Source organism: Candidatus Izimaplasma bacterium HR1, assembly GCA_000755705.1.
Taxonomy (GTDB): Bacteria; Bacillota_I; Bacilli_A; order Izemoplasmatales; family Izemoplasmataceae; genus Xianfuyuplasma.
Window position 1 is genome coordinate 1232878 of the sequence record CP009415.1, and the last position, 21014, is coordinate 1253891.

17 protein-coding genes and 1 riboswitch are annotated in these 21014 nt (G+C 30.2%); of the genes, 13 read left to right on the forward strand and 4 right to left on the reverse strand.

Annotated elements, in window-relative coordinates; genetic code table 11:
• Nucleotide 1: 1 nt before the first annotated feature.
• From KQ51_RS05965 to KQ51_RS06010, 10 genes are all read left to right on the forward strand, one after another.
• Nucleotides 2-1816: a UvrD-helicase domain-containing protein gene (locus KQ51_RS05965; RefSeq protein ID WP_038470144.1), complete on the forward strand. Its 1815-nt coding sequence runs from the start codon at nucleotides 2-4 to the stop codon at nucleotides 1814-1816.
• A gap of 101 nt (nucleotides 1817-1917) precedes the next feature.
• Entirely contained in the window at nucleotides 1918-2964 is a 1047-nt protein-coding gene (locus KQ51_RS05970; RefSeq protein ID WP_038470147.1) for a DUF4238 domain-containing protein, read from the forward strand.
• A gap of 290 nt (nucleotides 2965-3254) precedes the next feature.
• Nucleotides 3255-4151, forward strand: coding sequence for a nucleotidyltransferase domain-containing protein (locus KQ51_RS05975; RefSeq protein WP_232958001.1), 897 nt, complete (start codon nucleotides 3255-3257; stop codon nucleotides 4149-4151).
• A complete protein-coding gene (locus KQ51_RS05980) occupies nucleotides 4151-4801 on the forward strand; it encodes a hypothetical protein (protein ID WP_038470152.1) in 651 nt (216 codons plus the stop codon). Before KQ51_RS05975 ends, KQ51_RS05980 begins: the two co-directional genes overlap by 1 nt.
• Before the next feature lie 44 nt (nucleotides 4802-4845).
• A complete protein-coding gene (locus tag KQ51_RS05985; protein ID WP_038470156.1) occupies nucleotides 4846-5598 on the forward strand; it encodes a hypothetical protein in 753 nt (250 codons plus the stop codon).
• 180 nt (nucleotides 5599-5778) lie between these two features.
• Nucleotides 5779-8547 carry an AAA domain-containing protein gene (locus tag KQ51_RS05990; RefSeq protein ID WP_038470159.1) on the forward strand — a complete coding sequence of 923 codons (2769 nt, stop codon included), beginning with the start codon at nucleotides 5779-5781 and terminating at the stop codon, nucleotides 8545-8547.
• Nucleotides 8548-8967: 420 nt separating this feature from the next.
• Nucleotides 8968-9681: a LytR/AlgR family response regulator transcription factor gene (locus tag KQ51_RS05995; RefSeq protein WP_038470162.1), complete on the forward strand. Its 714-nt coding sequence runs from the start codon at nucleotides 8968-8970 to the stop codon at nucleotides 9679-9681.
• Nucleotides 9682-9737: 56 nt separating this feature from the next.
• Complete coding sequence (locus KQ51_RS06000; protein ID WP_081909967.1) at nucleotides 9738-10700, forward strand: sensor histidine kinase; 963 nt, start codon at nucleotides 9738-9740, stop codon at nucleotides 10698-10700.
• A gap of 100 nt (nucleotides 10701-10800) precedes the next feature.
• Nucleotides 10801-12639 carry an ABC transporter ATP-binding protein gene (locus tag KQ51_RS06005; protein ID WP_038470165.1) on the forward strand — a complete coding sequence of 613 codons (1839 nt, stop codon included), beginning with the start codon at nucleotides 10801-10803 and terminating at the stop codon, nucleotides 12637-12639.
• Nucleotides 12614-14461 carry an ABC transporter ATP-binding protein gene (locus KQ51_RS06010; RefSeq protein ID WP_052609275.1) on the forward strand — a complete coding sequence of 616 codons (1848 nt, stop codon included), beginning with the start codon at nucleotides 12614-12616 and terminating at the stop codon, nucleotides 14459-14461. The genes KQ51_RS06005 and KQ51_RS06010 overlap by 26 nt, the downstream gene beginning before the upstream one ends.
• Before the next feature lie 58 nt (nucleotides 14462-14519).
• Here the strand turns inward: KQ51_RS06010 and KQ51_RS06015 are convergent, their stop codons facing one another.
• The 4 genes from KQ51_RS06015 to KQ51_RS06030 form a co-directional block, all read right to left on the reverse strand.
• The gene (locus KQ51_RS06015) at nucleotides 14520-15242 is read right to left on the reverse strand and encodes an amino acid ABC transporter ATP-binding protein (RefSeq protein WP_038470168.1); all 723 of its coding nucleotides are present in this window, start codon (nucleotides 15240-15242) and stop codon (nucleotides 14520-14522) included.
• Nucleotides 15235-16023: an amino acid ABC transporter permease gene (locus tag KQ51_RS06020; RefSeq protein ID WP_038470171.1), complete on the reverse strand. Its 789-nt coding sequence runs from the start codon at nucleotides 16021-16023 to the stop codon at nucleotides 15235-15237. The genes KQ51_RS06015 and KQ51_RS06020 overlap by 8 nt, the downstream gene beginning before the upstream one ends.
• Nucleotides 16023-16829 carry a transporter substrate-binding domain-containing protein gene (locus KQ51_RS06025; protein WP_038470174.1) on the reverse strand — a complete coding sequence of 269 codons (807 nt, stop codon included), beginning with the start codon at nucleotides 16827-16829 and terminating at the stop codon, nucleotides 16023-16025. The genes KQ51_RS06020 and KQ51_RS06025 overlap by 1 nt, the downstream gene beginning before the upstream one ends.
• 85 nt (nucleotides 16830-16914) lie before the next feature.
• A riboswitch (Lysine riboswitch) is annotated at nucleotides 16915-17081 on the reverse strand.
• Nucleotides 17082-17258: 177 nt separating this feature from the next.
• Nucleotides 17259-17882 (reverse strand): hypothetical protein, encoded by a 624-nt coding sequence (locus KQ51_RS06030; RefSeq protein WP_038470177.1) that lies wholly within the window; start codon nucleotides 17880-17882, stop codon nucleotides 17259-17261.
• A 202-nt stretch (nucleotides 17883-18084) separates the two neighbouring features.
• On the opposite strand from KQ51_RS06030, the gene KQ51_RS09450 reads away from it, so the two are divergent.
• From KQ51_RS09450 to KQ51_RS06045, 3 genes are all read left to right on the forward strand, one after another.
• On the forward strand, nucleotides 18085-18600 hold the full coding sequence (locus KQ51_RS09450) for a flavodoxin family protein (RefSeq protein ID WP_052609280.1): 516 nt from the start codon (nucleotides 18085-18087) through the stop codon (nucleotides 18598-18600).
• On the forward strand, nucleotides 18581-19237 hold the full coding sequence (locus KQ51_RS06040; RefSeq protein WP_038470180.1) for an NAD(P)H-dependent oxidoreductase: 657 nt from the start codon (nucleotides 18581-18583) through the stop codon (nucleotides 19235-19237). The genes KQ51_RS09450 and KQ51_RS06040 overlap by 20 nt, the downstream gene beginning before the upstream one ends.
• A 259-nt stretch (nucleotides 19238-19496) precedes the next feature.
• Complete coding sequence (locus KQ51_RS06045) at nucleotides 19497-21008, forward strand: hypothetical protein (protein WP_038470182.1); 1512 nt, start codon at nucleotides 19497-19499, stop codon at nucleotides 21006-21008.
• Nucleotides 21009-21014: the final 6 nt, after the last annotated feature.

The window sequence follows — 21014 nt, forward strand, 5'->3', positions numbered from 1 at the left end:
CATGAAACGAAAAGAAGACTGGTCCGCTGTTGAAGGCATAATATTAGATAGCGTGGCATACGATATTATAAAATCTGAAAAGAGTTTACTAGTTACTGCCGGACCTGGTGCCGGGAAGACCGAAATTTTAGCACAAAAGTCTAGTTTTATTTTTGAAACTACGAGAAAAGAAACGAGGATTTTGGCGATTTCATTTAAAAGAGATGCTGCAGTTAATTTAAAAGATAGAGTACTTTTACGCTGTGGGTTGAAGTACGAAGACTCATTTGATTCATATACCTACGATGCTTTTGCAAAACAAATTCTCGACCAATACTATAGAATACTACCGGATGATAACCGCCCAGATATTAACTATATCATCGAAGATGGAGTTGGAGACATTATTAAACAGTTTTCAATCGATTCATATAACCGTTCAGATTGGATAACACTAAAAAATATTAGAAAGAAACTTGACTCTACAAGAATCAGTATGCTAAATCAACCGGGCCTAAAACTTTGGGATGAGTTGTTAACTTCAAAACCTTCACGATTGACATTTTCTATGATAACAATCTTAGTATTAAGAATGATTAGTAGCTCCCCTATTATAAGAAACATTATTTCCTCATCATATGACTATGTTTTCCTAGATGAATTTCAAGATACAACAACCCTTCAGTATGAGTTAGTTAGGAATATCTTTAAAGACTCAGATATAACATTGATTGCTGTAGGCGATGAAAAACAAAGAATTATGCTCTGGGCAGGAGCAGATAATCAAGCATTTACTAAATTCACCTCAGATTTTCAGGCTGAAAGAAAAGAACTTATGTTCAATTTCCGATCAGCTCCTAAGTTGATCGAATTTCAATTAGAGGTTTACAATATATTGAATGTTAATAAGATAAGTATAGGGCATAATCCTCTATATAAAGAGGATGAAGGTTATATTTCACTATATGAGTTTGATGATAATAACTTCGAGTCTATTTGTATATCTAATGAAATTATTGAGAAAATTAAATCAGGTACTAATCCAAAGGATATCTGCATATTAACAAAGCAACTACCAATAGAATATACTGGAAACATAATAAAATTATTAGGTGAGGAATGTATTTATGCTCGTATTGAAAATGAGTATCAAGATTTGCTTAAAGAGCCTATAGTAAAGTTGATAATTTCTCTCTTAGATTTAGTTGAGGGCAATACTAATCCAAATTCATGGCTCATAATATCAAATTACTTTGACAAAATACATATTTCAGGTTTCAAAATTGAAAATATGATTGAGTTAGATAAAAACATAAGAAATATAAGTTCTAGTAAAATGAATTTTAACTCAAAAGAAGACTTAGTAGAGTTAATTGACACTTTAGTTGCATTACTTGATGTTAATAAAATTAAAATGGTATTTACTGAGTATTCACAAGGGAATTATCTAATGGATATCATTAAAAAGTTTAGTGAACTCTACTGTAGAGAATATATAAGGCTAAACACATCAAAAATTCATCTTATAAATGAAGCTTTTTTAGGAGAACATTCTATTCCTATAATGACTATTCATAAGAGTAAAGGATTGGAATTTACACATGTATTTTTTCTAGGTCTTGAGGATTCAGCTTTTTGGAATTACAGTAATAATCCTATGGAAGACAAAAGCACTTTTTTTGTTGCATTATCTAGGGCAAAAAAAGAAATTTCTTTTACATACTGTTCGAAAAGATTAAACTTCAAACCACCTTTGAAGAGATTCAACTGTATCAATCAATCACATCGAAACATCAGTGAAATATATGATTTGGTTTTACAACATAAAATGAATTAGTTCTGAAAAGTGAATAATAATGAAAATCTGTTGAGTTATCAAGATAAATATTATTGATGAAATGATATAGTTAAAAAAAAGGTTATCAAAGGAGGGGTAATATGAGAAAAACATTGCCAAAAAAACAACATTATGTACCAAAATCGTATTTGAAGAGATTTGCTAATGAAAAAGGCAAAACATATGTCTTTGATAAAAATTTAGGGAAAAGCAGACCAGCAAATATAAATGATATATGCTGTGAAACTGATTTTTATACTTTACCTCCATGGAACGAAGTGAAAGATAATTTTAACGATAATGATATTCCTGAAGAAAGTGAATTAAAAAACGTAAAAGAAATTAAGGAGTATTGGAATCAAGGTTATTTATTCGAAACTCAAAATCTTGCACCAATTGATGATGGGTACAAACGTATCATAGATAAAATTATTAGATATACTGATAAACATAAGATGTTCCCAAATCACTTAGCAGGAGATTTATTTATGATATTGATTACACAATATCTTAGAACTAAGCAGAGAAGACAAGAAATTATTAATATGAGAAATGCATACGAGAGTACTCTGAAAAAACTGAATGGTATGGATGTTGAAGATGTGTTATATTCCAATAAATGGTTAAAGTTTGAGCAAATTGAGAATTTGACGGATCAAGAACTACATAAAGAGATGCATGATTGCCTGTCTTCTTGTTATCTTATTATAATGAAAAACGAGACTAATACGGGTTTTTATACAACTGATGCACCTATTCTGAGAACATGTTTAAGTAATAACTTTTATAGCGGTACTAGTTTTTGTTCTCATGGATTGGAACTCTATTACCCCTTATCACCAAAATATTGTGTGCATTTGGTTGATTCTAGATTCTTAATTAATGATGAAAAGTATTCGCAAAAATTTCTGACAGATACTTATGGAATTATGCTAAAGGCAAGAGTTGAAAATGTAACTAGAGTGAATCACATTGCCGTTAGTACAGCGGAAAATGTTATTATATCTAGATTTAATCAGTTTGAATTGATTGATAAGATTAGAATAGATAGGCCTAGAGATTTAGAAAAGAATGGTCATGGTGTAAAAGTGGATTTTGGTCCATTTTCAGATATATATAAAGGTACTAAAATTGATAGGAATAACTAATTTGATTAGAGTGGGTTCAGGGATGGAAGTTAAACATTGTTTCCGAATACTATCATATGAATATAATAATAAATTGCAACTAATGATATATACTGCATAATAAAGCCCTTTTGGGCTTTTTCTTTTTGGTCCTATATGACCTGTTATTTATAATAAAGTGTGATATAATATAAATAAGGAAACAAGGGAGAAAAGACCAGTTGAAAGGCGTGATTTCATGAAAATAAGATTTATTCATAAGAAGTTGCCTTTTGTACGGTCTTTTTTAAATTAAAATAAGGAGAGTAATGATGAGGAATTGGGATCAAATTTTCTCGAATTGGTCGTCAGGACCATCGAGTACAGAGCAGACGAAAATAGATAACGCAGTAAGACAGATTAGAAAAGCCATTGATGCAAGTGAAAAATTAAAAGACAGGAATATTGATGTTTTTGTACAAGGGTCGTACAAAAATAGAGTTAATGTCAGTCAGGATAGTGATGTAGACGTTGGAATATTATGTCACAATACATTTTATTGGGAAGTAAAAGAGGAAACTGACAAGGAAATCGTAAAATCTGGTATAAGCCCAGCAACATATGACTATGCAGTATTTAAACGAGAAGTGTTTGAGGCATTAAAAGATTACTTTGGTCATAATGCAGTAAATAGAGGAAATAAATCTATTGATGTTAATGAAAATACATATAGAGTTGATTCGGATGTTGTTCCTTTCTTTGATTATCGATATTATACAACAACGACTAATTACTTGAAAGGCGTTAAACTATTACCCGATAATAGAGTTCCATCTGAAATATTGAATTGGCCAACTCAACATTATGATAATGGAGTTAGAAAGAACGGAAGAACTGGAAGAAGATATAAAAGAGTAGTTCGAATTATGAAAAAATTAAGAAATGAAATGTTAGAAAGAAATATTGCTCAAGCGAAAAACATTCCAAGTTTTTTAATAGAGTGTTTAGTTTATAATACTCCTGATAATGATTTACAATATTCTTCATATAAGGATACAATAAGAGCGGTATTAGCACATTTATATAATAATACACGTACTACTACTTATTGTGATAAATGGACTGAAGTTAGTGGAAGAAAATATTTATTCACCAGAAATCAGGGTTGGACTATTAGTGGTGTTCATGCTTTCATTGCTGCAGCCTGGAATTACGTTGGGTACGAATAATGAGAGACAAGAATAATAGATTTCTAATTTCTGTTTTGGTCATAGCTACTGTGGTTATTTCAGTTATAATAGCTTTTCTATTTAATAGAAATCTTGGAACAATGGAATCATGGTTTTTTGTTATACCGAAAGTTATTAGCTTAGAACTAGGATTTTATATCATATTTAAGTACTATGCTTGGAAATGGAGACTATTTTCCAGGTGGCTAGTTCCGTTTCCTGATTTGACAGGTACATGGCTAGGAAAAATTCAATCAAGTTGGATAAATCCTGAAACAAAAAGGCAAATAGATCAAATCCCATGTATGATTACCATTACTCACAACTATAAAAGTATTTCAATCAAGGTATATACTGGAGAAATGGTTAGTGAATCATTCTCTGAGGAAATTTTCTTTGACAGAGAAACAAACACTAAAAGGATTTCATATACATATACAAGTAAACCCAACTTATTATTGGCTGATAGAAGTCCCATACATGAAGGAACAGCAATACTGGAGTTAATAAAGAATGAAAGCAATATGAAACTAAAAGGTTATTATTTTACAGGGAGAAAAACAACAGGAGAAATTGATGTGACTTTTAAATCGAGAAAACAACATGATTCAATTCCGGAAGAAGTGCCAAAGCATCCTTTAGCTAAATAATATCTTGAATCATTTGATATCTTAAGAAAAAAGGAGGGGTAATTATGGATGTATCAAAGTGCGCAAAAGAGTATAAGCAAAGATTAGACTATTTATCAAAAACACCATTGTTTGGAAAAGCAGCAATCACACATTATTTATCTAGAAAAGAATTGAAGGTAACTGGATTCAGGGATTTTTATAATGAAAACAACTTAATGTATGCACGGAAACTAGAACCTGGTGAATATGTAGATGTTACAAAAGAAGAACATCCTACAATATGTGGTGGAGTTACAGAATATATTACGAAAATCAAGTTAGCTCGTAAACTAGGTAAAAGCCTTGTGGAACTACGTTTTTTTGACGATGTGAACAAGGAAAAATATTCGAATTTAAGTGATGAGGAATTAGCTTTTGTGATGTATGAACATGATATTGTATATCGATCAGGATATGGATATACTCCAGAAATTTTCGAACATAAGAATAATATCATCAAAAAAGCATCGGAATTGGCAAAAATTGCACTCGAACTCATTAGCAAAACTTTTCCAATCATTAATGAAATCGACTTTCATCCAGATGGACATGTTCTATATAAAGGTGATTTGGCAATTAAGGGAGATTCCGATTTGCTTATTAATAATTGCCTGATTGACTTTAAGACGAAAAAGGATTTTAAGTTATCAAAAAAGGAAAGAGCTCAACTATTTGCATATGCTCTTCACAAATATATGAGGGATGAGGAGAATTATGATAAAGTATACTTCCTGAATCCTAGATTCAATATGCTTGAGGAGTTATTGTTACAGTAATAAAGCACTATGTGGTTATACTTTGTATAATAAGTATTTCTGTATAAAATGCATTTATCATCAATAACAATGAGAGAATGTTAATACAAATAGGCTGATTTGTTCAGTCTATTTAATATTATTTCATATTTAGTGATATTATCTAATTGGGAGTACAGTTATTTTAGGTAGGAGGATAATATGGGTAAGTACAATGAAAAAAAAATTCTAATAATGCATTATGACAAGAAAAGGAATAAGTATGCTGATAAAACTAACTCAATTCAATGGTTTTCTGAGGACAACAACTCAATCAGAGTTAAATTCTACAATAATGAAAAGTTCTATAATATCTCATATAGTGATATGGATATTTTAAGGAATCCGAAAGAGTTGAAAATTAACGAAAAGGTCTATTTAAATGGACACAAGTTGGTTAACCATACGAGAATTCTGGGTTTTAATTCTTGGGTAAAAGTATTTTATAAAAATGGATTTACAAGAGTAGTGAATGAAAATCAAATTACTAGTTATAAAGATTTGAAATCTAAAGGACCTAATAGTATTTTAAGATTCAATTACTTTAAAGAACTTGCAACTGAGTCTGCTGTATATGAGAATGATTTCCTTGCAAGTATGTATGAAGGTCTTGATTACATTGAAGGAAATAACATGCTTTACAAGCTTCTCAGTAAAAAAAGATATTCAGTTAATAACACTGGCTTAGTAAATATCTTTCCATTTGGACTTAATTTAAGTCAAAAGAAGGCAGTTGAGAATGCATTTGATAATGATGTCTCGATTATTGAAGGTCCACCAGGAACAGGAAAAACTCAGACCATACTTAACATTATTGCGAATGCAGTAATAAGAAATAAAACCGTAGCAGTAGTATCAAATAATAATGCAGCTATTGAAAATGTAAGAGACAAATTAGTTGAGTATAATCTCGATTTTTTACTTGCTTTGCTAGGTAACTCTGAAAATAAATCATTATTCTTCAATGAAACAGTAAATAAATGCAAACCGATTGATTTCCTAGAAAAATCTTCATCCATAAGCTTAAGAGTGTTAAGTGAGTCATTGAAGATGTATCAAACTGAATTGCCTAAACTATATGAGGCAGAGAATACATTAGCTAAATTAAGTGAAAAAGTTAATTCATATAAGAAGGAATACATTTATTTCAAACGAGAAAATGCTGGAAATGTTATTCCTGATGATTTAATCAGATTAAAGAAAATAAAGGAATCAAATAATGCTTTAACAGTAAGAGCTATGCTTGAAAACAAGGAAAAGCTTAACTTCTTTGAGAAAATAGTTTTGCGATTTAAGTATGGAGTAAAACTGAATGAGGTTATTGAAGAAGTATTACCGAAATTATTAGTTAAGTTAGATGAGTTATACTATGAGCTTAAGATTAGTGAGATTACTACAAGTATAAATAGATTATATAAATACTTAGAAAGAGGTAGTTTCGAGAGTAACAAGAAATCATATCAGGAGGATTCAATTGATTATTTGAAGAAGGTTCTTCATAAAAAGTACTCAAGTATTCAATCTGTAGAATACACTTATGATAATTATCGCTCTTTGTTTGATCACTTCATTACAGAATACCCAATTGTTTTAAGTACTTCTTATGCTTTAATTCCAAGTGCTGATAGAGGTTTTTTGTTTGATTACTTAATAATCGATGAAGCATCTCAAACAGATCTGTTAAGTTCAACTTTAGCTATGTCTTGTGCAAAGAACATGATAGTAGTAGGAGATACTAAACAATTACCTCATATTGAGAATAAAGCACTCATAAATGTAAATGAAGAATTAAAGCAACATTACCTTGTTTCAAATGAATATGATTATCTAACTAACAATATTCTTACTTCATCAATGAAAGTATTTAGTAATGCTCCAAGAGTAATGCTGAAAGAACATTATAGATGTCATCCAGACATTATCAATTTTTGTAATAAGCGATACTATGATAATGAATTAATCATTCTTACTAATAAGGATGTAAGTAATGAACCACTATCGATACATAAAACAGTACCAGGCAACCACGCCCGTAAGAATCCTAACGGAAGTGGTATGTATAATCAAAGGGAGATAGATGAAATAATTGTATTGTTGGAGGAAATTGACAAGCAACCTGTTGGTGTAATAACTCCTTATAGATATCAGGCAGATTTACTTAATGAACAATTAATGTCAGATAATAATACAGAAGTAGATACAGTGCACAAGTTTCAAGGAAGAGCAAAGGATGTAATAATATTATCTACAGTAGTTAATGATATTCAGTCAAGAGATTTAGAGGATAATAGTAAAAGTGATTTTGTTTCAAGAGATGATTTATTGAATGTCGCAGTTTCAAGAGCAAAAAAACAACTAAAACTAGTTGTTTCGGACAAAGTTTTTTTTAGCAAGAATAATGCTATTTCCGATTTAGTAAAGTATATTAGGTACAATTCTCCTGAAGACAGTATAAAACATGGGAAGGTTCATTCAATTTTTGATATTCTTTATAGTGATTATAGTGAAGAATACAAAAAATTTAGGAAGGGCAAAAATAAGAAAGAGTTTGCAACAGAACAACTTGTTGATAAACTGATTAATGAAATCCTAGATGAGTTGAATCTAGATACTTTGAAAGCCATACCTCACTATCCATTAAAACATCTAATAACAAACTTAGAACAGCTTAATGAAAGAGAAATAAATTATTCTAAACATAAATGGTCACACGTGGATTATGCTGTATTAAATACGTTGACAAAAGAACCTGTAATAGTTATTGAAGTTGATGGGATTTCGTTCCACGAACAAGATGCAAAGCAAAGTGAGAGAGATAGTATAAAGAATAAAGCTCTGAATTTAAATAATATACCTATTCTTAGATTGAAAACCAACGAAAGTAATGAGAAAAGTAGAATAAGAGATGCAATAATTAATGCTATGAGGTAAAGTGATGAAGTTAAAGTAATTGATACCTAGGTAATCATATGAATCTCATAATAAGTTGCAATTAAAAATAATACAACGAGATGTATCACAAGTGAAAAGACCAAAAAAATTGGTCTTTTTTTGAAACAGGATTCTTACGGTGGTGGGCTCATTCAGGAGTGCACGGACAAGACTAAATTTCGAGGACTATACTCAACCACATTACATCACTTATCCAATATTTATCCCTTTATCATAGATTGATAAGAAGTTAACATTATTGCAAAAGTTATTAGATACCTTTATAATAATCATCTCTCGAAGCCATTTTGGGCATACTATTCTGAATTTTGCGCATCTTTTATTTATAAATAAATATGGTATAATACAAATAAGGATCAAAGTAAACAGTTAGTAAGTCTTATTAGACGGGGGATTCATATGCGTATTTGCTTAGTCGATGATGATTCAACACAACTAGATTACTTAAAACTTATAATTGAGAAATGGGCTGATAATAACAATGTAAATTTCCACATTGATTTCTATCACAGCTCAGAAGAGATGTTGTTTGAAAATAATGAATCGTATCCTTTTGATATGATTCTTTTAGATATCCAAATGGGTAAAATAAATGGGATTGAACTCGCAAAAAAAATCAGAGAAACAGATAAGAATGTTACAATTGCATTCCTATCAGGAATGGCTGATTTTGTTTTTGATGGCTATGAAGTTCAAGCAATTAGATATATATTAAAACCAGTAAAAGAGGAGCAAATATTTGAATTATTAGACTATGCTAAAACGCATATATCACAAGAAGAGAAATATCTAATCTTGTCAATATCTGGAGGAAAGAAAAAAATCAATTATAAAGACATTATTTACTTTGAATCAATGGGACATTATATCGTATTACACTTAGAAAATGAGGAATTTGATTATAAGTATAATATAAGTGATTTATGTAATGAATTAGCTAATTCAGATTTTATTAAAACTCACCGTTCATATGTTGTAAATGCAAAATATATAGAACGAATCACTAAGAATGAGTGTGAATTAATCAATAATATAAAAGTTCCTTTAAGCAGGAACTCTTATAAATCAGTGAACGAGAGATTTATAAATTACTACAAAGGAAAAATAGGATAATGGAATACTTGATATTAATACCGATTTTCTTAGTGATCCTATATGGAATATTCTTAATGAATAAAAACCAACAACTAAATGCCTTAATAATTGGGGTAGTAATTATTATATCCACTGTAGTAACATTCTTTCTTTTAAAATCGTCACTATCATTATCTAATAATCTAATTACGTTACTTGTTGCAGATACCCTTATCATATTTTTCTTGTTACGATTAGAGAATAAGATTACACTTATTTTTCTAATTTTGTTTATTTCTTCAATTGGATTGTTAGTATTTCTTAGTTATAAGTTTAACGAAACTTCTATATACCTTAGTTTTTTAGTTGCGACACTTTTTCTGTTAGCTGGGAATAACCAAATCTTTATAAGAAAATCCTATGAAGAATCCGCAACCGAGTATCAAAATAAAATCTTAGATAAACAAGTAGAAGAAGTTCAAAATATATACCTAACTATGAGAAGTTGGCGTCATGATTATCATAATCATCTACAAAAGCTAAAGGCTCATATCATGATGGATCAAATAAAAGAGGCTAATCAATATCTGAATGAATTAGAAATTGATTTAGATAACGTTAACCAATTAGTTGAGTCAGGGAACATCAATCTTGATGCAATTCTTAACTCTAAACTTTCCTTAGCTATTAAGAATAATATTGATATAAACTATACAGCCAAAGTTCCAAAAACACTCACAATATCAGATATTGATTTATGTGTGTTAATCGGTAATCTAATTGATAATGCTGTAGAAGCTTGTGAAAAGATTAAAGATAATAGCTCTAAATTTGTTAGAGTCTACATCGGAATATTTAAAAAACAACTATATATATCTGTCGCAAATTCGACCAATGAGATTATTAAGAAACTAGATGCTGAATATATTTCCTCAAAACGAGGTAATCACGGACATGGTTTAAAAAGAATTAATAACATCGTTAATAAATATGATGGTTTTATTAATCGACAAAATGAACCAAGAGTATTTGCTTCTGAAGTACTATTACCCCTATAAAATAACCATTAGTGCACGAAATTTTACATTTCATGCACTTTTTTTTATGAGAAGAGATTTTGCTATATAGTTAAGGTGAAAGATATTAGGAGGGAAACTAATGGAAAAAACAAATATATTTAAAAATGCACTATATGTATATTCACAAGCAAATAAATTTAATAAAAGTTATAAATTCAAATTGATATTTAGCATATTACTTAGATTACTCATACCCGTTTTTGCAACGTTCATTCCGACAGTAGTTGTTTACTTAATCATAAATGGATATGAAATAATTAATTTTGCCTTAATTGTCGGGTTTATTGTATTAGCTTATACATTTGTTAATTATTTAAACTCATACTTTTCGCATATCTTATTCTTTGATAAGGTCTTTATTAGAACAAATGCCTTTTTCGAAATTCTAAGCAATAAAGCTATGGCAACAGGATATGAAAACATCGAGTTTGAAAAAGGCCGCGAGAAACTAATGAAAGCGGTAGGTGCAATCGAAGTAAATAGAGTGGGAGTTGAACTCCTCCTCCAAGTATTCCCAATCTTTATAACAAGTATTGCAGGAATTCTATTATACAGTTCATATATTCTAACAATAAACTTCACCATAGTATTAGTATTGTTAGGGATGGCAGCAATGAACTTATTATTAAATGCTTATGCCCGTAAATACGAGGAAAGAACCCAAGGTGAACTTAATACTTACCGAACCAAACTGAAATACTATCAAGATGAAGCTAATAAATTATCAAACGCAAAAGATATTAGAATTTATAAACTAGAAAAGTGGTTTTATAACGGCATAAAACTTTTCACAAATAAATTCTCAACAACAGTTATGAAACAAAAAATGCGCTATGCATTCGCAAGTTTATCAGATTCAGTTTTTTCAATCATTAGAAATTTAATTGCATACACAATCTTGGTAACAATGGTCCTAAGTGGCACTATCAATGTCGCTGAATTCACATTTATGATCGGGATCGTCATTGGATTTGCTGTATGGCTAAATCAATTATCAGAAAGTTATGGAAGATTAAAAGAAGCCAGTATTAGAATCAATCACTTTAGAGATTATATGGATATAGATGAAGATATCAATATGGATGAAGGAGAAGCAGTTGAACCATTATTAAATAAGAAACTATCAATTGAATTTAAAAATGTTTCATTTACTTATCCAAAAGCAGAACAACCAACAATTAGTAACCTAAACCTTAAAATTGAACCGGGTGAAAAACTTGCCCTTGTAGGTGTAAACGGAGCTGGTAAAACAACATTAGTAAAATTACTGACAGGTCTTTACAATCCAACTGAAGGTAAAATCTTAATTAACGGCCAACCAGTTGATTCGTTTAATAGATACGATTACTACAAATTATTTGGAGTAATCTTCCAAGATATTAATACTCTACCATTTACCATCGCTGAGAATATATCAGGAAGAGCAGGTGAAGACACTGATTATCAGAGAGTAAATAATGTATTAGAGCAAGCTGGATTAAAAGAAAAAGTATCTTCTTTAGAAATGAAAGAACATACTAATTTAACCCAAGTTATCGATGATAAAGGAATCATGCTTTCTGGAGGGGAACTCCAGAAACTAATGCTCGCTAGAGCATTATATAAAGATTCACCAATCCTAGTTTTAGATGAACCTACTGCCGCACTAGATCCACTAGCAGAACAAGCATTATACTTAAAATATAATTCACTAACAGAAAATAAAACTTCCCTGTTTATTTCTCACAGACTATCATCTACCCAATTTTGTAATAAAATCATATACTTAGAAGATGGGACAATCTTAGAAACAGGAAGTCATAAAGAGTTAATGAAAAAAAATGGAAAGTACTTCAAAATGTTTGAAATACAAAGTCAGTACTATAAAGAGAATAAACAGGAGGGATCTATAGATGAAACTACAACGCAAAGTATTTAAAGATATCACTGACGTTATAAAAATATCTAATAAATCAGACAAACTCTATTTCCCTTTAACAGTTCTTAAATCATTGATAACAGCATCATTTCCTTTTGTAGGCTTAATCTACAGTGCCTTAATTCTTGATGGGTTCATTGATGAACTAGATAAAGTAGTTATAATGTCCTACGTTTATCAAATGATAATAATAAGCGCAATCCTCTTAATCAGTAGAACAATACTTAACTTTTTCTGTGAGCAAAAAACAAATCTTATTAGCTTAAAACTTAATAGTGAAATATCTAGAAAGACTTTGAATTTAGATTTTGAACAATTGGAATCACAAGAAATTAAAGATAAAATCTCACGAGCAAATCAAGGTGTTTTATTCTCAGGAGGAATTGGCTCATTTATAAACTTATTAGGACTATCAATTGAGAATATAATTTCATTTATATACTCCCTAACTTTAATTGTAGCTTTATTCATAAGTGTAGATCTAAACAACCCGGATATTATAACTAAAATATTTAATAGTCCTTTAATAGGGTTAGGAATAATTGGATTAATAATTATCTCAATGTTGTTGAACTTTAGAATAATCAGAAACATCAATAAGTTACACTTTGATATATATGAAGAGAATATTACAGTAAATAGAATGTTCTTATATTTACGTGATTCCTCAATGGATTACAAAATAAGTAAGGATATTAGATTATTTCATATAGATACACTACTATCTAATAAAATCCAAGACACATGTTATAGATTTGGTAAATCTTATGGTAACATTGCTAAAAAAGCCGGACGCATGACAGCAGAAGGTGGGGTATTAAACAATATCGTCTTATATACAGCATATACAGTTATCGGAATTAAAGCATTACTCGGACTTATATCAGTAGGTAATGTGTTATTACTTGTAAGTGCAGTAACATTATTTAATACTGCACTAGTTAGATTCATTGGCAATATCTCCTCTGCAGCAACCCAAACTAAATACTTAGCTCTCTATAAGCAATATCTAGAAACATCAACAAAACTATATAAAGGGACATTGCCTATTGAAAAACGCGATGATGGGAAATATGAATTTGAATTCAAGAATGTTACATTCCATTATCCAAACAATGAGGAAATAATCTTAAACAACGTTTCATGGAAACTTGAAACAGGAAAGAAACTAGCTATAGTTGGCCCTAATGGTGCCGGAAAGACAACCTTTATAAAATTACTATGTAGGTTATACGATCCAACAGAAGGAGAAATTCTCCTAAATGGGATTAACATTAAAAAGTACGATCACAAGGAATACATTGACTTGATGTCAATTGTATTCCAAGACTTTAAACTGTTTTCATCAACGATAAAAGATAACGTTAAAGGTGGACTAGAAGGCATTGATGAAGAAATTCTTGAATATTTAGACCAAGCTGGATTAAGCGAACGTATTGAGAAACTACCTAACGGAATTAATACATACTTGTATTCAAACTTCGGGGAACAAGGAGTAGAAGTATCAGGTGGAGAATCACAAAAGATAGCGATAGCCCGTGCACTATATAAAGATTCACCATTAGTAATCCTCGATGAACCAACATCTGCATTAGATCCAATATCTGAATATGAAATATATACAAAATTTGATAATTTGGTTAAAGGAAAGACAGCAATATATATATCCCACAGAATGTCGTCTTGTAGGTTTTGTGATAACATAATCGTCTTTAATAAAGGCGAAATAATTCAATCAGGAAATCATGAAAAATTACTAAGTAACCAAAAAGGGTTATATCATAATATGTGGTCTGCCCAAGCAAAGTACTACAATATGTAATGTATAAAAAAAAGGTAAAAAACAAGTCGTGTTAGTAGATTTGTTTTTACCTTTTTTTTTATCTGTTAATAAATCTTGCTAATCTCTCATTAGTTGTTTTGAAAGCAATATCTGGTGTTTCATCAACAATTATTTCTCCATCGTTCATAAAGATAATACGATCACTAACTTCTTTAGCGAAACTCATTTCATGTGTAACTACGATAAAAGATATTTTGGGTGTTATAACATCTCTCATTACCTCTAGTACTTCAGATACCATTTCTGGATCTAGTGAACTTGTAGGTTCATCAAATAGGATAATTTCGGGGTCCATTGCTAGTGTTCTAGCAATAGCAACTCGTTGCTTCTGACCTCCGCTTAATGTAGTAACTTTACGATCTTTAAACTGTAACATACCAACACGATCTAATAACTTTAGTGCATATTTATTTGCTTCAGTTTTATTCCTTTTTAGTACTTTCACGGGTCCTATAACACAGTTTTCTAGAACAGTTAAATTATCAAGCAAGTTGAAGTTTTGAAAAACCATGCCAATTTTGCTACGAACTTGATTCAAATCAGCTTTAATACTGGTAATACTTTTATTATGAAACAAAATATCTCCCGAAGTTACTGTTTCAAGTTGATTGATGCAACGGAGTAAGGTTGATTTACCACTCCCACTAGGTCCAATGATAGTAGTTACAGTACCTCTCTTGAATGTTAGGTTTATATTGGTAAGAACTTCAGTTTGGTAAAACGATTTATGGACATTTCTTATCTCTAATATATTATCCATGAGATACCTCTATAGGAACTGATTGAGAGTTTGGCATAGAATAATCATCTCGTTTATTAATGAATTTAACAATCAGGGTTAATAGTCTTGTTGTTATTAATACAGTTACTAAGTATATTAGTGCTACCAATACAAATGACTCTGTATATCGATAATATGTACCTGCAACACTTTTCCCCATATAAAACAGTTCACTTACGCCTATAACACTTAAAACAGCAGTGTCTTTGATGTTTACAACAAGTTCATTACCTATTGCAGGTAACATATTCTTTAATACTTGTGGGAATATAATATATTGAAACATCTGTCTTTTAGATAAACCTATTGATTTGGCACCTTCTATCTGTCCTTTATCAATAGAGTTAATTCCTGAGCGTAAAACTTCTGTTAAATAAGCTGCAGTATTCAAAGTAACAATAATTAAACCAGCGACCAAGATAGGCATTCTAACACCGAGTGTCGCTAGTCCATAATAGAAGATAGCAGCTTGTACCATCATTGGTGTACCTCTAAAGAAATCAACATATGATGAACTAAGAATAATACTGAATCGTTTTGCGATTTTAGAAAGTAATGTATCTCTTTGATCCATTTCTTGGATTCTAAAGATAGTTATGAACAAAGCTAAAAATAAACCAAAAAAAGTTCCAACAATTGAAATGATTAATGTGTATTTTAATCCTTCATAATAAAGTTCATAGTTATTAGAAAAAATATGCAATATACCCCCGATAAAATCTTCGGGGATATTTGCTGTAAGTATAGTATTTACATTCATTATGGTTGCCTAGTTAAGGCCTCACTCATCCAAGAATTTCTTGTTTCAGAACTAATACTATCTAATACACTATTAATTAGCTCTAATAACTCTGTATCTTCATGACGTACTGCAACACTTACTGATACATCATTGTCACTAACAGTGAAACCATTATTTCCTAAATAGACAATAGTTAAGTCACCATTTGAAGCGATAATACTTTCAGCTACAGGTAATTCAGCAACTAAAGCATCTGCAATACCACTAGAAACAGCTTGAACTAAACTTGGATAATCAGTTAATGCTGTTAAATGATTTACATTATTGATTTGATCAATTAAGCCATCTTGTAATGTCCCTAATTGTGCAACAATAGCAGTACCAATAAAATCATCTAAACTTGATGCTGATGCTAATGATGAACCTTCTTGAACAACAAGGACTTGTTCAGAACGATAATACTCATCCGTGAAAGTTACAGTTTGAGAACGTTCTGGTGTAGGACTCATACCAGCAATGATTACATCAATTTCATCTGCTAATAATGCTGGAATTAAACCATCCCATTCAATTTTACGAATAACTAATTCATATTCCAACTCATCTGCTATTTCCTGAGCTATTTTAATATCATATCCATCACAATATGCATTAACCCCATTAATCTCAACTGCAACTTCATTGCTGTCTGACACTGTCCAATTGAATGGCGCATAATTACACTCTAACCCAACAACTAATACATTTGCCTGCTCATTCTCACCGCAACCAGTTAGTACAACTCCTAAAGACAGTACTAAAAATAAACTTAAAATCTTTCTCATTTTCTTTTCCTCCGATTTGTTTTTTCACAAAAAATGTATAAAAAAAGCGCAACCGGACGCTGTGCTTCAATCAAATTAAAAATTGGATTGGATTAGCGCCTCTACTTTTTGTAGGAGTATTATAGGTTTTTCCTATAATCCCATATAAAATGTATGTCTACATTTTACATTCGGCGATGATTACCTTTCGTTTGCTTCATAGACTACCGTCTCAACAAAGTACTAATTTGCATCGCTGCCTCTAAAATTTTATGATAAACCAATACTAACAAGAATATATCTTACTCGTCAATCATTTTTAGGATGTAAGTGTTTTTATAATTTCTCCCCCTTGAGGGGGAAAAGAACAACAAGAAATATAGCAATTAATCAAAAAAACAGTAAATAAAAAATAAGTAATCAGCTATAGAAAACTTATTTTTTTATTATCTATTTGTTATAGTATTCGATTATTTTTGACATAGCTAATTTATGAAAATCCATTGATTCAAGAGTGTTTTCTGTTTCAAGTCCATGATTACCATCTTTAAAAACAATAACTTCACTTTTTCCACTATTACTCAATTTAATAACTTCGTCATTATTAAGATATGTATCATTAGAAGCTGTGACAACAATACCGGGATATTCATTAATGTATTCAATAGCATCTACAGTTGGTGATATGTAAATACTCTTTTTAACATTAATAGAATGCTTCACTCTTAATTTTGATGAAGCAAGATTCCCCGCACTTCTCGATATGAAAATAATGTCTTTATAGTCTTTACCTTTGCTAACCTCATTAATAGCATTATTTACGCCATCAGCGATACTATCCATTATTTCGTCACTAGTTTCCTCACTTCTAAATAAGTTTCGATAAGAAGCACATAATACATCAAAATTCTCATTTAAAAAATAACTTCTTAAATACTGAAGAAGCGGTCTGTCACAAGAATTACCTCCGCCTGGAAAAACAACAACTAGAGAATTACCATTCTCATTTGCGTATAACTTATGATTTGATTTCATGTTGTTTCTTTCGATTTCAATTAAAGAAATTGGGCTCATTTGTAGTCTCCTTACATAGTTTATTTTGAATTGTAGTTTTTGAAATATACTCCATGGTTACTTACACTATAAAGTATATTTAATATCTAACTGCTTTACAAGAAAATGTTTTGAACCATGATAGAGAAGCAGGAGCTGTTGACAATAGTATTGAATTAGTAATTCATTAAGAATATAATTAATAAGAGATGGAGTGATAATAATGAAAACTGCAATTATAAATACCACAGAAAATATCCTTACAGAAACCGACTTTAATAATGAAGAAATAAGTATTATCAATACAAGAACACTTAATCTTAAGTATTGTAAAGGTTGTTTTGATTGTTGGACTAAAACACCAGGATTATGTATTCAAAAAGATGATATGCCCTTAATCCTTCAAACCATTATGAACTCTGACTTAACCGTATATATATCAGATGTTAAAGTTGGCTTTGTTAGTAGCGAACTAAAGAAAGTATTAGATAAAACAATACCTTTAATTCATCCATATTTCGATATTATTCATGGTGAAGTACACCATGCAGCAAGATATGATAGTTATCCTGAAATTGCATTAGTCTTAACCGGTGATAAAGAAATAAGTGATCCAGTTTTTGATATTATCCAAAACTGGTACACCAGATTCTCCCATAACATGAGAACTAGTGTAAAATTCGTTATCAAGGATAATTCACTTCTAGGAGGATTGAAAAATGAAATTAGTAATTATTAATGGTTCTCCCAGAGGTAAAGCGTCAAACTCTGAAGTTATTGCAAATTGGATCGCAACTGCACTAGATAAAAGTATCGAAGTAGATAAGTATTATACAGCTAAAATAACTACTCAAAGAGAAGCAGTAACTGCAGTTGACAATAATTCTACTATATTAGTAATTTTCCCGCTCTATGTTGATGCGATGCCTGGAGTAACTAAGTTATTTTTTGAAGAATTAGAGCTTGTAGCAAATAGAAAAGAGAACGTAAAAATGTACTTTATTGTTCATAGTGGATTTATGGGAGCAAAACACAGTAGAGCTGTTGAAAAATATCTAACTTACCTGTCTGAATATCTTGGTTTTGAATATATGGGAACAGCAATAAAACCTAGTTCAGAAGGTATTAGACTAATGCCTGAAAACACCATGCTTGATATTAAGAATGACTTTGTTGAATTATCAAAGGATATCTCAAAAGGTATAGAATTTAATAGAAATACCTTGAAGAGTCTAGCAGGATTCGAACTACCTCCTGAAGAATTCAAAACAGGAATAAAGGAAAGTAATGGTGAAACGGGATATTTCTCATATTTGCTGAACCAAAATAATGCTTTTGATAAGAGATATGATAAACCGTATAAAAGATCAAAATAATATTGTAAATCAAGGAAGCAATAATGAAAATTATTGCTTCCTTTTCTATATGAATTCTTTAGTTTAGATTTAAGCACGCAATAGCATTGCATATCATAATTAATTAAGACTAAAAGTAGTACTTCATTCAATATCCGTGGCTTTCTTCTATAGGCCCCAAAGGAATTCTTTAAAATAGCAAAATATGATATAATATATTAGAGAAATCAAGGGAGAAAATTAAATAGTCCTTGTATGACTATTTTTTTTGGAGGTTGTTATGGAAATGATTAAAGGAAAAAGATATCTAATTGGGTTACTATTTTTTATTGTATTTTTACTTATTTTGATAAATGTTTTTCCGAGATATTATATTGAAGGCTTCGATTTAAATGATGACAGTATTGATAACACAATTAATCAAGAAACAAAATTATTCAATAATCCTAATTTTGCTGATTATGATTTTAAAGTAGTAAACGAAGATAACTATTTAGTCTCATATTCAAATAGCCAATTCTATTGTTATGCCGATTTTGATGAAGTTTGTTTAGGTGGTTACAGTGATAGTAGTTCGCAAATAAGTCTTTATGATAATGAATATGAATTAATATGGTCTTTAGGAGGTTATTCTCAAATAGACAAAAATATTCCTTATAATAACTATCAGTTTCATGCATATGCAGTAGATATGATTGAAAATGGAAATACTATTGCATTTGGTAGAACAGTTAATTTAGACAATGATATATTTGCAAATGCCTTATTAGTCATCAGCCCAATAGGGGAAATTATTCAACAAGAGTTTGTTGATACAGAAGAATATGGATATGATCATCTTGGAATACATGATAACTACGAAATTGTTAATACAGACGATGGAGGATTCACGATTAAGTATTCAGAATTACATGATGGAATCCTATTAATTCATTATAGCAATGCGTTAGAAAAACTATGGCACCTAAGAATTGAAGAGGGTATAGAAGTTGAACATATTGATACTCTACATTATAAAAATGGAAATTATTACTATTTAGCTAGCAACAAAATAACTTGCTTAAATGCTGATGGTACATTGAAATGGGAAACGACACCTGACTTTACCGTTTCTGGGTTCAATCTGCATAATAGAGAAGTGTTAGTTACCGGTAATAGACTTAAAGTTTTATATGAACAGGATTCATTATTTCAATACAATAGTGAACCAAATTTTGTTCGGACTATAACAACAGAAAGTCTAAGTATTACCGATGGCGATACTAATTGGTCTAACAGATATACATATGACGAAATCTCAAAAGACAACAACGAAGCAACAACTATGATAGACATTAATCTCGTAAGTAGAGATATAATAGTTGATAAGGATAATAACTATTACGTAATTTCTTATGATACTGACTTAGTAAGTCAACAAAAGACTTTGCGGTACGACTTCCATATTCAAAAGTTCAATCCTAATGGCGATTATATAGGATACAAGTTTATATCAGGTAATTATGAGAGATCTTTTTCATATCAAACAATAAATACACTTGATGAAATTGATTTTAAATTAACGTTTACCATGGAAGACGATAAATTAGTAATATATTCTCCAACTACACTGCTCCACAGAGTTATAGAACTTGATAGTGAAGGATACACTAATAATGTACCAATCAGTTTTGACATAATATCACATAATAAATATATTAAATTTAGGACATCAATGAATATAATAATAATCACTACACTTTTTATTACTTCGATTGGTGGTATGTATATATGGTTTAAATCGAAAAAATAGGATTTA